A 13308-nucleotide genomic window follows, 5' to 3' on the forward strand; every position below is an offset into this window, starting at 1 on the left:
AGTGGATACTCCTAACGCGACGTTGGGGCTTTGAATCCCAGACCGAACGGTTGATCGGTGGGCATCAGTTCGATGAGATTGACGTTGACATGACGGGGCTGAGCGAGACACCAGGCGACCGCTTCGGCGACATCCTCCGAGGCGAGCGGCTGGACGCCGTCGTAGAGGGCCTCCGACTTGGCGCGATCCCCGTCGAAACGCACCATCGCGAACTCCGTCTTCGCCATCCCGGGGTCGACGCAGGTGACGCGGATCCCCGAGCCGCTGAGATCCGTGCGCAGGTTGAGGCTCAGCTGCCGAGCGAAGGCCTTCGTCGCCCCGTAGACGTTGCCGCCCATGTACGGATAGGACGCCGCGATCGACCCGATCGTGACAATGTGGCCGTCGCCGGCGCGCTGCAACGCGGGCAGCACCGCCCGCGTGCAATGCAGCACCCCCATCACGTTCGTGTCGACCATCTCCTGCCAGTGCTCCAGCCGAGCGTCGCCGATCGGGCCGAAACCCTTCGACAGCCCCGCGTTGTTGACGAGCACCCGGACCTGAGCGAACTCCTCGGGGAGAGTGGTCAGGGCCTTCTCGACGGCGTCCGCGTCGCGCACGTCGAGCGGGACCGCGTGCACCCGGTCCTTTCCGAGCAGGTCCGTCAGTTCCGCGAGGCGTTCCGCTCGCCGGGCGACCGCGACCACCCGGTAGCCGGACTCGACCAACCGTTGAGCGATGGCACGGCCGAATCCCGATGACGCTCCGGTGACGACGGCACTGAACTCAGCTTCGTTCACAGACAGTCCTTTATAGAGTGCGTTCATGATGGCGGGTCCTCGACGTGGAACGGGCACGACCAGTCCGCCTCCGCGGCCCGCCCGGAGTACTGACGGGCCTCGGACGCCTCACCGTGCTCGGCGAGATTCGGATTGAGCGATCCTTGAAGTCGCAGCTCGCGCGCCCGAATCCGTTCCTGAAGACCGCCGTAGACGTCGGCGGCCTTCAGCCGGTCGAACTGTGCATGGTGGTTGAACGCCAGGGTCGGCAGCGGAAAGCGGCGCGCCGATCGCGAGGAGCGGTCATGCATGCCGACGACGAAGAAGGCCTCGCCGCCGACGCTGAACGCGAAGTCCGGAGAGGACGGATCGCCGTCGACCGACGCGGCCCACGAGTGGGTTCGCGCGTCCAACTCGCTCAGCCGCGTCAACTGGCGCCACAGCGCCAGCTCGAAGGCCTTCTCGGAGACGTTGGTGGGGGCGGAGAACACCGCGACGAAGGTCGCGAAGTTCTCGTCGGGACGCAACCAGTGATCGATGAAGTCGAGCAGCGCCCGATGCAACGCGACGGTCGTGTCGGCGTTGTCGAGCGGTCCGAAGGCCTCGGAAACCATGACACCGCGCCGAAGTGCCGCGCGCGCTCCCAGGCAAGGATAGTCCTCATGGGACACGATTGCCTCGACGAGTCGACGTGCGGTCGTCGCGGAAGTCGCTGCCGCTGACGGCATCACGCTCCCCTTCGACGGTCGACCCGCGTCCTTGCGAGATGTTTCCGAACTATACATGACCACATCTCAATATCTAGGCGCCTCTTTTTGGGAATCGGCGGAGATCCGCGACTCCGTCGCTGGCCAAACCCGTGCTGATTCACGATTGTGGACAATTATGTCGAGTATGGTGGGACCGTGATGTGGCGTGGATTCCGTTGGCGGCGATCGACTGGAACCCGTGTCCAGGCCGATTCCCGCCAACGATCCACAGTTGCATCAGATTCCGTCAGCCGACGAGGCGCGGTCCCAACCGTCCCCGCATCTCGGCCGACTTGCGCAAGTCGGTCGTCACATTGACGCGCTTGAGCCACCGATCAGTACCGTCGTAACGGGCCTTGAAAGTGCTGCGTCCGTGAACGACCCGACTGTTGTTGAGAATGAGCAGCGCTCCCGCATCGACCCGCGCGTCATGACGACGAGCCCGCAGTTCGTCGCCGACCAGGTCGTACACCCTCTTCGCCTCGGGATCGTCGTCGGCCGGGCGCATGTACGACTCGTCGAAACGCAGGAACGGAGCGCTTCGAGAACCGAACAGCAGCGACGCGCGGCGATCACCGTTCATGAGTGCTTCGATGCTGTCGAAGTACGCGCGGTCGGCCTCGGAACGGATCGTGTTGTTCTTCGGCAGGTGCGACGTATCGGGGACCACCCGGAACCGGTCCGAGAACAGCACGTCCAAGTCCTCACCAGTGAAGACGGAGTAGTCCAACTCGGCGACGATCGTGGGCACGTGATCGGGATTGCGCAAGGCATAGAGCATCACGTAATCCGCGCGATACGGATGGAACGCGTCCTCGGTGTGCAGAGTCAACGGCGTCTTGCTTCCCGTGCCGAGCCGTTCGTTCTCGTACTCACGGATCGGGAACACGTCATTGACGAAGTGGCCGTTCTGCTGGGTCGCCCAACCGAACGGCTCACCGAGCAGGGAACCGTACAACAGCAGGAGGATCTCCTCCGCGAACTCCGGTCCCGGGCGCGCTCGTCCCTTCCAGTGTTCGGGCGTCGCGCCGATGCGGTCGTCGTCGACGACGTGCCCGTCGATGACGCAGTAGCCGTTGTACTCGTCCAAGCTGAAATCACGGAGAAAGCGGCGCACGCGGTCCGGCAAACCGGTGGCCAGCAGCGGGAGTTCGCGCAGCAGGGCCGGGTCGTCCATGGCAGGAAAGCGGGCGGCGACGTAGTGCGCCAGATCGGCGGCGACGGTGGCCTCGGTGGGGGACAGGGTGAGGGACGCGGGCGCGCCGATGTCCGGGCGGTTCATGGGGGGTACTCCTCGGCGGGGAAGGATCAGGGCCGCAGCTCGACGTCGATGGGGGTGAGGACTCCGTTGTTGCACGTTTCGGCGGAACAGGACGTCACGCCGACGAGCAGGTCGTCCTCGGCGATGAGATCGATGTGATCTCCCGCCTTCGAAACACCGGGGAGGATGTCTATCGAACCGTCCTCTTTGGGAACGACGTTCATGAAGACGTTGAGCGTGGTTCCGATGTCGTCCGCCGTGATTCCGTGTGGGGCGAACGCCTTGGTCAGATTCTCCAGACAGCTCGGGTGATATCCGGTGTGGTCGGGATACAGGAGATCGAAGGTCGCCTGACTGCACGGGGTGAGGATGAAGTCGTGCCGACCGACGGTGTCCTCGCCGATGGTAAACATCGGACGGCTGCGGTTGCTGTACAGCACATCACCGGTGGTCACGAGGTACTTTCCCAGGTTGTCCAATGTGCGGCCCGAGGACAGCGATTCGCGGGTGTCGGCCGCGTTGAACGCGAACACGTCTGAGATCTGTTGTCCGAAAGGGTCGATCACCCGCAACGTCGAACCGGAGGGGACCTCGATCAGCCGTCCCGTCTGCGGTGGAATCCTCCATGAGGTGGTCAAGGCTGCACTCCTGTATCTGCGGAACCCGTACGGAAGACACTGCGCCCCTTGGCGTTGCCACGCGACGCGCCGGTCGAGACCTCCGTACCACGACCGGCGGGGTCGAGCCTAACAAGCGGTTGCCAGTCGACAGCACACGCGGATCCCACATGGTCCACAATGCTGCGTTCGGTCGGGACATGATGTGCCTCTTCGGCTTGGTGGGAATGTCCTCAACCGAGACACGGTGCGTCTCTTGGGTTTCATGTGGCCGCGTATGGGACCGGAGGACGAGCCTCAGTCGGGAAAGAGAGCCCCACCAAGCCGGAAGCCCCGACCACGCAGTGACTGGAACTCTCTCGACCGTGCAATGGTGCCGTTGGCGGCTTCAGTGAGGGCTCCGTTGTGGACTCCGCAGAACGGCCACGTGTGCATGGGTTCTTCGCGCATTCGTTACGACTCACAGGTCAGCGGGGGCGCTGCTCCCCACCCTCGGGATGGGGCGGGCGGCCGCCTCAAGTCGGGGGTAAACGCCGAGCCGAACTTGCGGTGTTCGGAGTTCGTCGCGACGGGCCGTGCCCGGGGAGTGTTAGGAGAGGAGCCTTCGGGTCCGGTTCCATTCCTCCGCGATGTCGACGGTGGCGAGGACGTCGTCGAGGTCGACGGATTCCTCGTAGTCGATCCGCTCGAACGCAACCGTCGCCAACCGCGCCAGATTCTCGGCCGAGCCGTCGCCCAGGTACGACGACCAAGACGAGACAACCTCGATGACGGCGAGGAGTTCCGGGTCCATATCCCCATCGGACAGGACTCCCTCGTCGACCGTCCCGAGCAGCCGGTCGATCACGGTCGCGACACTCGCACCAGTCGTCGGCTCGACGTCCCGCGCCGCCGCGACCGCCGTGCGCAACGCACCCCACGCCGCCTCGGTCAGCTCGCCATCCCACAACGCGTCGAGTGCTTCGGCGTTCGTCAAGCGGCGCACTGTGTCCAACCCGAACGCCCACCGCCGTTCCACCGTCGCACCCTCGACGAGCACTCGCAGCTCGACGGTCCACTCCTCATATCGCATGGTCCTCGATGCTAGAACGCCTGCGGCCGAGTGGGGAACCTGTGGGTTGCCGGTGTCGATCACGCGCCAACCGGAATGGCTTGGAACGCGGCCAAAAGAGGGACCACAGCGACTGAGGCTGCCCGTTAGCATCAATCGGAGTGTCAATATCGGTATGTGCAGCGGTGGCCTGTGAACCGGTTGGATATGCGGCCGGGGTTTCCTTAGAGGTTCTGTTTCCGTAGTGTCAGGACGCGGGTGACGCTGCCGTCGTCGTTCGGATCATCGCGGACGTGTTCGAAGCCGAGTTTGGTCATGACCGCAAGGGAAGCGGTGTTCTCCGCCTTGACCGTGGCATGGATTTCAGAGAGTCCCAGTTCGTCGAAGCCGTAGGCGACGATCGTGTTCGCCAGTTCGGTTCCCAGACCCCGGCCCCATGCCGAGTGGGCCAGGGCGTAGATGAGCTCATGGCCTCCAGAGACCTCTGTCGGTTTGATCTCGGCGTGCCCGACCAGGGCGCCGTTCTCGCGGACCGCCCACACGTCGAAGGCGCTCGTGTCGTACACGTTGGGGAAGATCCGCCAGAACAGGGCGCGGTCGTCCTCCTCGGGAGAGGGGCCGTCGCCCATCCACCGCGATACCCGGGCGTCCTGGAAGAACGCGACGAAGTCCGCTTCGTCCCGGGGGAGGTACGGTTCGAGCACGAGTCGTTCGGAGCGCAGCACGGGTGTCATGGTCGCGACCTTGCCAGGAATTGGGACGGTCGGCAACGGCCATTTCGAGGCGCCCCAGGCGACCGGCGCGAAGGTGACCAGGTACATGCGGGACCCATTTCTGCTGGTATGAGCCACCCCTTGGACAACCGGACGCCGCACCGGCCACACCGCCAGGCGACCGGAGTGCTCGGCGCCCCACCAGCGACCCGACCTACGCCTACCCGCCTGGGGCAGCGAACAACCGAACGCGCAGGTACTAATACGATGGCGACGAACACGACTCTCTTCCTGTCCGAACTCGAGTTCGTTCGGGAGCACCCCGGAAGCGCATCCGGGGCAGGCGGACCATCGAGCTCCTTGGTGGAGTGACGTATGTCAAGACTTCCAGTGATCTGAAGCAGTATCAGTTGTCCGACCACCACGGCACGGCAACGATGAGCCTCGACCCGGCGACGGGCGCGATCGTTCACAGGCGTACCGACCCGTACGGCAACCCGCGCGGCCCACAACCCGCGAGCGGTTCCTGGGGCAGCCGGAAGGGTTTCGTCGGAGGCACCATCGACCCGACGGGTTTGACGCATCTCGGTGCGCGCGAATACGACTCGACGACCGGGCGGTTCATCTCGATCGACCCGCTCATCGACCAGTTCGACCCGCAAACGATGCACGGCTACGCGTACAGCAACAACAACCCCACCACCTACAGCGACCCCGACGGCCTGGAGTTCTGTGGTGACGATGCCTGCAAGACCTCATTCCACAGGGATAGCAAGGGCAACGTCTTCGGCGCGTCCGACACCCGCTCGGCATACGAGAAGTACATCGGGGCCCAGACCTTGGGGAATGAACCCGGTGTCGATCGCGTATGGACCTTGGATGAGTACTCGATGGTTGTGAATGACGGTCGATCGTTCATGCAACTTACACATGACGAACAGCAGTCAACAATGACAGCAATGTGGTGTGAGCACAACCCCACTGCATGCAGAGAATACCAGGAGGCAGCCTCCGGTACATCCATTATGGATATGGTGGTCGCAGTTCTGGACCCGGGATTCGCTGATGCCACTGATTGTACTAATGGCGATATAGGTGCCTGCGCAACTGCTGCCTTGGGATTCACCCCGGCAGGCAAACTTGCGAAGATTGCCGACAAGATTGGTGACGCAATCAAGGTCAGCACAGATATCTCCATAACCATTGCCCCCCGGCAAGTTCGATTACATCTTCGGGAAGGTAGATTCGGGCAAACACAACAGTGATCGTTCGAAATTTATGAAAGAACAATTCGCTAGAATCGGAATTCATGATACGCCGGAGGGTCGACAGATCCTGAGCGATTCCCTCACTGAACAAGCCGGTCGTTATGATAACATCGTCAAAGAATACACGAACAAGCACGGTACGACAATGATCGTCAAAGACGGCTTGTTCGCTGGACCGAATGGCTTCCTCTTGGTGGAGTCATCTTGGGCAGTTACAGACGATGGGCTGAAACTAAGTTCAATCGTCCCGAAGGGTTGATGATCTTTGTGGAACTCCTTACTCCTGATGAGAACGAATGGCTTGCCTGGCTGGGTGTGCAGCCTGTACCCGATGAATACGAAGAATGGTCGGTGCAGCACGTCTCTATCCCGTGTGGTCCTGATGAACAGCTTCTGTTCACATACGACCTCCTTCGGAAATCGATTGAGATTCGCTGGACGCAAGGCAGCGAAATGCTCGTCGAGATCATTCGCGAAGGTGTCCGACGCATATCGTTGACATTCAATAGGACAACTGGCGCGAATATTAGAGTAATATTCTCGGATAGCTTGGTCGTTTCGAATGTCATGAACGTACGAGTTTGGCCCTCCATCAGCATCCGTGATGAGATGAGATAGGTGAGTGGAGGGAGATTAGAGGTTGTCCCGTTACTGAGCCTTTTTCATCCTGTCGGGGATTCGTTGGAGTGCAGCGGATCTAGGGTTCTCTGGGTGTGGTTCTGGTGTGGATGGCGCCGGGTGTGGGCGTGAAGGAAGCTCCTGGTAGAACGACGGTTGTCTATGTCGCTGTCCCACAGGAGCTTCTCTTGTTGTTGTATCAGGCGGGTTTGGGCGTTGTCGTCGTCGACCCTGCGGTTCGTGGCCGGGGTGATTCGTGTCCACCGGAGGAAGGTCCGGGTGCGGTGGCGGCGCGTTACTGCTGGTCGGCAGGCGTTGATGACGCTGGCGTATCTCCATAAGGGTGAGACGTATGCGTGTGTGGCGGTGGGGTTCGAGGTGTCGGTGTCGACGGTGTTCCGTCGGGTGAACGAGACGATTTCCCTGGTGGCGGCGCGTGCGCCGGGTTTGGTGAAGGTGTTGCGGCGTGCGAAACGGCGTGGGGTGCCGTATGTGATCCTCGACGGGACGTTGATCCATGGTGATCGTGTTGCGGTGGATCGTCCGTATTACTCGGGGAAGCATCGGACGCATGGGGTGAACGTGCAGGCCATCACGGCCCCCGATGGTGATCTGTTGTGGACGTCGGGTGCGCTGCCAAGGCTTACGAGGAGATACGGGCAGGAGTCGGAACTCCGAGGATAGATCCTGTCACTGGAAAATCAAAGGTATACAAGGGGCACGAAAATCGACGATGGGCTGGTGCAATCGAGTACGAAGTCCCGAGTCGGAAGGACACACAAAATGGATTTAGGATGCTTGTAAAGGTGCTCTCCGATGGCAGGGTAATAATGGGATACTCTCTCGAGCATTATTCGGATATTCGGCCATTCCCGGCTCCCCATTTCCCGGATGACGGTTGGAAGTGAGTTGTAACATGACGGTCTCTATGGAAATGGAGTGAAGTGTGCACCCGATGTATCGGTTGGTGGATCGGGAGTCTGACGCGGTGTTGGTGGAGGCGATCGACGTGGAGGGGTTGTTTCCGTCCTCTGCCGAAAGTGCATCGGGCTTGTTGACGTTTCGTGGTGTGACGCGGGATCTTCTGGAGGATATTCCTCAACCAGATCGTGTGCGTCGCGCGTTGGGTTTGTCGGTGCTGGACGTGGTTAATCGACGTGGTGAGAATCTGGGTCGTTACGCGCAGTCGGAGATGGATGTACTTGATCCGGTGCCGAGCGAGCGTTTCACCGGGTTGGTCGATCGATCGTTCGGTGTTGGTCTGCCAGATGAGGACGATGTGTTTCATTCGTTCGCGGGGGAGCTATGGCGGCGGTGGGTGGATGTTCCTGCTGGGCGTGCAGAGTGGATGGAGTATCCGGTCGAGTGGCATAGAGACTGGTTGCATGTGGTGATGTCCGCGTGGTTCTTTGCTGGAAAAGGACCGGTCCGGTGTGGGACAGATCCTGTCGTGGAAGTCGACGGACGGACAATGTTGAGTCGTGCGGGAATGTACTGCGCGTTGGGTGAGGCGGTGAACGGCCCGCGCGGGTATTTCGGGTGCAACCTGGATGGAATGGACGACTGTCTGCGGTCGACCGTTGGCGGGAATGTTCCGTTTCGGTTGGTGTGGCGGTATTTCGAGACCTCGAGACGGTTCGTGGGCACCGATTACGTGGAGCGAACGGTAGAAATACTCCGCGAACACGGTGTTGACGTGGTGATTACTGGTACTACGGAGTCCACGAGGAACTCAAGAAACTCATGAAGCAAATAGATGTCAAAGATCTCCGCAATGATGTCGAGCGGCGACCAGATACATTCGGTCATAGAGCTCCGACCAGGTTTATGTGGTAATGCCGCCGATATTCGCATTATGATTACAAGTCGCCCGATAGGGTCGACTATTGCATCTTTGAAGATGGACTTGTTTTGCCGAAAAAAGAAGAGAAGTGAGGTGTTGTCGTGACGTTTATTCATGGTGTTGGTGTTGAGGCGTTTCGGTATAGCTTGGAGGATTTTCGCGAGCATGGGGCTTTGGCCTGGGCTTTGGGGGATGAGGCCGTTGCTGGTATGGGTTCGGTGGTGATCGCGCCGGGGTCGTTGCCGGTGGATGTGGCTCGGGATTTCAGGTGGGGAAAGCCACAGTTCATAGATCCATTTGACGGCTATTTCGAACCGATGTCGAGTTTCTTGGTTGATCGGTTTCCTGAGGGGCGTTTGTTTCTCGAACTTCCGCTACCAGAAGAGGTATTCACACCCAAGTATTCGATGAAGATCATCAAATGTGGTGAGGCGATATTCGCATCGTGCGAAATCGCTGCGGGCTATGTTGACGTAGAACGGACACTGCGAGCCCACGATCCGACCTTTTTGTATTATGCGGTGGTTTTGGGTTGGTCGGGTTCGGGTCCTGCGCCGGAGTGTCCTGAAGAGTGGCTGCGAAGCGACGACGGCGAGCTGCTCGCGATCTTGACGGGAATCTATGACGGTGAGGGCTTCATCCTCACCACGGCTACTGAACTCCTCCCGAAAGAAGACACATCTTGAACAACTCAGTATGGTAGCCATGAGCGGCAGATCATAGGAATCCAGAAGAACATTAATCGTGTGATCGGAGAATTGGAAAGTAGAGGGTTGGACAGCTGTTGATGTCACTTATGGTTGACGATGTAGTTGCAATCGGAGATCGTTTGATCGCGAGAACATTCGCGTCCAACGATGTGCTGGCGGTACATGGTGACCTCTTTTGGGTTCAGGCGCATGACAGCATGTGGCTTGACATCAACCCGGAGCCCGCTACCCCAGTACTAGCATCGCTGGTAGACGCATGGGATGGTGTGGTTACGATGTCCGAGGACAAGTATGCTGGCATCCCCTTGGGGCTCGACTGGCTGGGAACAGTCCTGTTCGCCGTAGGCTCCCGAGTTCATGCTCGACGGCTCGCGGCTGACCATCCCTTTCATGTTGATATCGACAGGGACGTGCTGATGCGAGCGTTTCATGGATTCTTTGGATTCAAAGCCTTCAATCCGGACCCGACCCTAATTGAGAAGGATGCCTATTGGTGCTATCGCGATGGGGCAGATTGGGCCAGCTCAGATCGGCCGTCAGCTCCGGTGGTTGAGAGCATCTCTCGTGCATGGCAGGTTCTGAAAGATGATCGCCAAGACTGTGAAAGTTCGATTCTGAGGTTTGCCGAAGTCCTATGGTCAATAAGCGCGACTGGCTTCATGTCAGGGATCCATGAAGGACGATTATCGGTGCGCGTGCGTGGCTTAGCTCGCCAATCCATAGTGGCATGTTATCGTCGAGCTAATCGGGTCGGCGAATGCGCGACTGTTGTCGTCTGTGTACTGATGCGAGTCGTATCGCGAGTCGCGCAGCGATAAGGGAGCTTCATGACGTCGATTGAGGAAGTCCTCGCGCAGTTGGGATCGGTGGAGACGCAGATCGCTGAGGCGACGGGCGTGTGCGCGTCGGTGTCGAGCAAGTTCCACGAGGCGGTCGCTTCGTGTGGTGCGGCGCGATCGGCTGGTATCAACGCCTTCGTTGATGAAGCACGTCATGACTACCGGAACGCGGAACCCGAGCTGAACGTTCTCGTTCTCGAAGCCATGATTCGGGCGATCTACGGGGAGGAACACCTCGTGGATCACGTACCGTCGGCTGATCAGCTGATGGTGCAGGAACCCGCGATCCGCAAGATCGTTCTGCAATCTCAGGAGATGCAAGACCGCCTCGACGACTACCTTGCCGGCGCCGAGACTCTGGCGAAGGCGTGGTCCGAAGAGGATTGATCAGTTTCGAGCAACGTGTGGGGCACAGTCCCTTCATGTCTCACCTGTTGGTTGGGCTCTTGGGGCCCTTGAGGAGGTAATGCACGTGCCAGATGTGAAACAGTTCAGAGCATTGCTTCAAGCGGTCGTCGATGATGACCGTCAGACGGTTGTTCGGCTTGAGAACGAGATATCCGAGGAGGACTTCCTCGCGTACGACACCTTCGTCGCGGCGGTCTTCTACGGTGTCGTCGACCAGGCGTTTCCCGAGAACGACCTTGAACAGATTCGGGACTTCGTCGACGAGTTGCGCAGCGAGGTCCCGAGTGCGTCGGGACGTTTCAAGCCGTTGATCGCGGAGGGGCTGATTCGCGCGGCCATTGGTGAGGAGCACCTTCTCGACGACATCGCGCCCAGCGATCAGATCGTGTTGATGTTCCCGATCATCCGAAAGATCGTCGTCCAGTCCGCTGAGGTGCGAGAAAGCCTCGACGACCACTTCACGGACGCCGAAGCGCTGGCCGAGAGCTGGTCCGAAGAGGACTGATCTCCTGCGCACCGTTCGACGCTGTCTCAACCTGGTGGGGTGCCCGGTGGCGCCCCACCAAGTTGAAGTTTCGGGCAGGGGGTTGTGGGTGCCGGCGACGACCACCCCGCTCGCAGACGTGACGGGGCGCCCCAGCTATCCGCGGACGTTTAGTTTGGCGGTCGTACCGGACTTGAGGTGGGCCGTATCCGGATGAGCCCCCACGCCAAGCGGGAGCGCGCGACCCGCGCCGGAACTGCGGATGGATGTGGGGCGCCGGTAGTGTTGGCCGCTGTCGCGACCGAAGCGAAGCCGCGGCGGATTGGTCGGAGTAGGAGTGACGGTGCCTCAGTATCGGGAAGTCTTGAAGGCCTTGGTTTTGGGCGATCTGGAGACCGCCAATCGCTTGAGTGGTGAGGTCCCGGATTCCGATGGCGCGGCGTACCACGATCTGGTGACGGCGTTGTTCTGCGTCATGCTCGACCACCGCTTCGGCAGCACCGCGGACCACGCGAGCATTCTCGTGTTCGTGAACGAGATGCGCAACGACTATCGTCATGCCGACTCCGCCATCAAACCGCTGGCCATCGAGGCGACGATCCGCGCGTTCCGTGGGGAGGAGGACCTTCTCAACGAGGTCACCCCGGAGGACACTCTCGCGGCGCGGTATCAGGTCATTCGGAAGATCGTCCTTCAATCCGAGGACGCCCAGCAGAACATCGATCGTTACCTATCGGAAGCACAGGACCTCTCCAAACAATGGTCCGAAGAGGCCTGATCCATCTATTTCAGACCTCGCGGCGCGGATGTCGGCCGGGCGGGGTTCATGGGCTCGATGTGACACCGAACCCGCCGATGCTGCTGTCCTTCTGACCTTCCTGTGCGCTGCACAAACAGCCGCTTTGAGCGGATGGTCAGTCGGTGTGTGCGTCGATGACCGGTTTGACCGTGTCCCAGGGAACCCATCCGCAACCACCCCAACTCCACCAGTCGACCACGGCCGGAACATATCCATTATGGACCTCTAGGTAGGCGGGGTCGGGGTTGCTGGCGGGGTCAATCAGGAAGCGGATGCGCACCGGCTCCTGGTCATCTGGGTAGCGTTCCTTCGGATCTTCGTCTGGCCCGCTGACTGGTGGTGCACCATCCCGTGGTTGGAGCAGTGGTGTCGTCGACTCGGTTATGTCGATGAAATCGGTGTCGGAACTACGAATCCAGGGTTCTCCACCGACGCACGTTTCCGTAGCATGTCGAGTCAGTCCCTCATCACGTATCAAGATCGGGATACCGTCACGCATCCCTATGAACGCGTGCGTTTCAGAGACGTCACCGACATCGGCGCCGCACACGTTCTGGGCACTCCGTAGAACATCAATACCGGGACCCTTCTCGAGCCCCCAGATCGTGAGGCCATCACTGTACTCATGGTTCTCGGCTGCGCAGGTCCACTGCCATGACGCGGGCCACTCAACAGGAGTTACGGATTCCGGTGTCACGGTCCAGAGATAAACGGCCTGCCAGCGAGGTTCCTTCGTCGATTCCAATACCGCGGCAACATCCTTAGCACCGTCGCCATCCACGTCAAACCGATACTCGGGCTCGCCAACGATCCGGATCGTCTCTTCGCCTCTGACGTATGCCCCGTCGGCCAGTCGGACCTTCTCTTGTGGAACACCCTGCTCGTGAAGATAGAACCACTGGTTCGCAAGATCGATACGTTCCTCCCGCGTCAACTCTGCCACCGACTTGCTGTTAACCCACAACAGTCCAGCACCCACCGCCACGATCGCCGCCACACCCACCACAAGACCTCGTCTACGACACCAGAACGACTGCCGCTCACGCGAAACCGACTCTTTAGACTCCATGAGGGTTTTCTACCTGTGTGGTTGATGACGGTGATGGCTCGGGCGGTACACCGTTGATGTCGACACACCGAACCCGGCCGCCAGACATGCAAAGGTTTCACTGTTTGGAGGTACAAGAGGT

Annotated in this window: 15 protein-coding genes; 8 read left to right on the top strand and 7 right to left on the bottom strand. The window is 60.2% G+C overall.

Annotated features, from left to right (window positions below; all coding sequences use genetic code 11):
* Nucleotides 1-11 precede the first annotated feature (11 nt).
* From ACM9NP_RS11230 to ACM9NP_RS11255, 6 genes are all read right to left on the bottom strand, one after another.
* On the bottom strand, nt 12-779 hold the full coding sequence (locus ACM9NP_RS11230) for an SDR family NAD(P)-dependent oxidoreductase (protein ID WP_415646598.1): 768 nt from the start codon (nt 777-779) through the stop codon (nt 12-14).
* A gap of 23 nt (nt 780-802) precedes the next feature.
* Nucleotides 803-1543: a guanitoxin biosynthesis heme-dependent pre-guanitoxin N-hydroxylase GntA gene (gntA, locus tag ACM9NP_RS11235; RefSeq protein ID WP_415646599.1), complete on the bottom strand. Its 741-nt coding sequence runs from the start codon at nt 1541-1543 to the stop codon at nt 803-805.
* 211 nt (nt 1544-1754) lie between these two features.
* Nucleotides 1755-2789: a guanitoxin biosynthesis L-enduracididine beta-hydroxylase GntD gene (gene gntD / locus ACM9NP_RS11240; protein ID WP_415646600.1), complete on the bottom strand. Its 1035-nt coding sequence runs from the start codon at nt 2787-2789 to the stop codon at nt 1755-1757.
* A 26-nt stretch (nt 2790-2815) separates the two neighbouring features.
* Nucleotides 2816-3406 carry a DUF1989 domain-containing protein gene (locus ACM9NP_RS11245; RefSeq protein ID WP_415646601.1) on the bottom strand — a complete coding sequence of 197 codons (591 nt, stop codon included), beginning with the start codon at nt 3404-3406 and terminating at the stop codon, nt 2816-2818.
* A gap of 568 nt (nt 3407-3974) precedes the next feature.
* Nucleotides 3975-4457 carry a hypothetical protein gene (locus tag ACM9NP_RS11250; RefSeq protein WP_415646602.1) on the bottom strand — a complete coding sequence of 161 codons (483 nt, stop codon included), beginning with the start codon at nt 4455-4457 and terminating at the stop codon, nt 3975-3977.
* A 203-nt stretch (nt 4458-4660) separates the two neighbouring features.
* Nucleotides 4661-5170, bottom strand: coding sequence for a GNAT family N-acetyltransferase (locus ACM9NP_RS11255; RefSeq protein WP_415646603.1), 510 nt, complete (start codon nt 5168-5170; stop codon nt 4661-4663).
* A 347-nt stretch (nt 5171-5517) separates the two neighbouring features.
* Here ACM9NP_RS11255 and ACM9NP_RS11260 point away from each other — a divergent pair, with 347 nt between their 5' ends.
* The 8 genes from ACM9NP_RS11260 to ACM9NP_RS11295 all read left to right on the top strand — a co-directional run bounded on the left by ACM9NP_RS11260 (nt 5518) and on the right by ACM9NP_RS11295 (nt 12097).
* Nucleotides 5518-6414 carry an RHS repeat-associated core domain-containing protein gene (locus ACM9NP_RS11260; RefSeq protein WP_415646604.1) on the top strand — a complete coding sequence of 299 codons (897 nt, stop codon included), beginning with the start codon at nt 5518-5520 and terminating at the stop codon, nt 6412-6414.
* Nucleotides 6415-6621: 207 nt separating this feature from the next.
* Nucleotides 6622-7035 carry a hypothetical protein gene (locus ACM9NP_RS11265; RefSeq protein ID WP_415646605.1) on the top strand — a complete coding sequence of 138 codons (414 nt, stop codon included), beginning with the start codon at nt 6622-6624 and terminating at the stop codon, nt 7033-7035.
* Nucleotides 7036-7275: 240 nt separating this feature from the next.
* Nucleotides 7276-7719, top strand: a complete 444-nt coding sequence (locus ACM9NP_RS11270; RefSeq protein WP_415646606.1) for a transposase family protein — start codon at nt 7276-7278, stop codon at nt 7717-7719.
* A 271-nt stretch (nt 7720-7990) separates the two neighbouring features.
* Nucleotides 7991-8782 (top strand): barstar family protein, encoded by a 792-nt coding sequence (locus ACM9NP_RS11275; RefSeq protein ID WP_415646641.1) that lies wholly within the window; start codon nt 7991-7993, stop codon nt 8780-8782.
* 197 nt (nt 8783-8979) lie between these two features.
* Nucleotides 8980-9564, top strand: coding sequence for a hypothetical protein (locus ACM9NP_RS11280; protein ID WP_415646607.1), 585 nt, complete (start codon nt 8980-8982; stop codon nt 9562-9564).
* Between the two features lie 851 nt (nt 9565-10415).
* Nucleotides 10416-10814: a hypothetical protein gene (locus tag ACM9NP_RS11285; protein ID WP_415646608.1), complete on the top strand. Its 399-nt coding sequence runs from the start codon at nt 10416-10418 to the stop codon at nt 10812-10814.
* A gap of 85 nt (nt 10815-10899) precedes the next feature.
* A complete protein-coding gene (locus ACM9NP_RS11290) occupies nt 10900-11340 on the top strand; it encodes a hypothetical protein (RefSeq protein ID WP_415646609.1) in 441 nt (146 codons plus the stop codon).
* 322 nt (nt 11341-11662) lie between these two features.
* The gene (locus ACM9NP_RS11295; RefSeq protein WP_415646610.1) at nt 11663-12097 is read left to right on the top strand and encodes a hypothetical protein; all 435 of its coding nucleotides are present in this window, start codon (nt 11663-11665) and stop codon (nt 12095-12097) included.
* Nucleotides 12098-12233: 136 nt separating this feature from the next.
* Here ACM9NP_RS11295 and ACM9NP_RS11300 read toward each other — a convergent pair whose 3' ends face one another.
* Nucleotides 12234-13187, bottom strand: a complete 954-nt coding sequence (locus ACM9NP_RS11300; RefSeq protein ID WP_415646611.1) for a hypothetical protein — start codon at nt 13185-13187, stop codon at nt 12234-12236.
* Nucleotides 13188-13308: the final 121 nt, after the last annotated feature.

Source organism: Stackebrandtia soli (assembly GCF_965137155.1).
GTDB lineage: Bacteria > Actinomycetota > Actinomycetes > Mycobacteriales > Micromonosporaceae > Stackebrandtia > Stackebrandtia soli.

Coding starts and splice junctions, on each gene's coding strand:
- gntA (WP_415646599.1), bottom strand. CDS start 1,543: ATGTATAGTTCGGAAACATCTCGCAAGGACGCGGGTCGACCGTCGAAG.
- gntD (WP_415646600.1), bottom strand. CDS start 2,789: ATGAACCGCCCGGACATCGGCGCGCCCGCGTCCCTCACCCTGTCCCCC.
- ACM9NP_RS11250 (WP_415646602.1), bottom strand. CDS start 4,457: ATGCGATATGAGGAGTGGACCGTCGAGCTGCGAGTGCTCGTCGAGGGT.
- ACM9NP_RS11255 (WP_415646603.1), bottom strand. CDS start 5,170: ATGACACCCGTGCTGCGCTCCGAACGACTCGTGCTCGAACCGTACCTC.
- ACM9NP_RS11275 (WP_415646641.1), top strand. CDS start 7,991: ATGTATCGGTTGGTGGATCGGGAGTCTGACGCGGTGTTGGTGGAGGCG.
- ACM9NP_RS11285 (WP_415646608.1), top strand. CDS start 10,416: ATGACGTCGATTGAGGAAGTCCTCGCGCAGTTGGGATCGGTGGAGACG.
- ACM9NP_RS11300 (WP_415646611.1), bottom strand. CDS start 13,187: ATGGAGTCTAAAGAGTCGGTTTCGCGTGAGCGGCAGTCGTTCTGGTGT.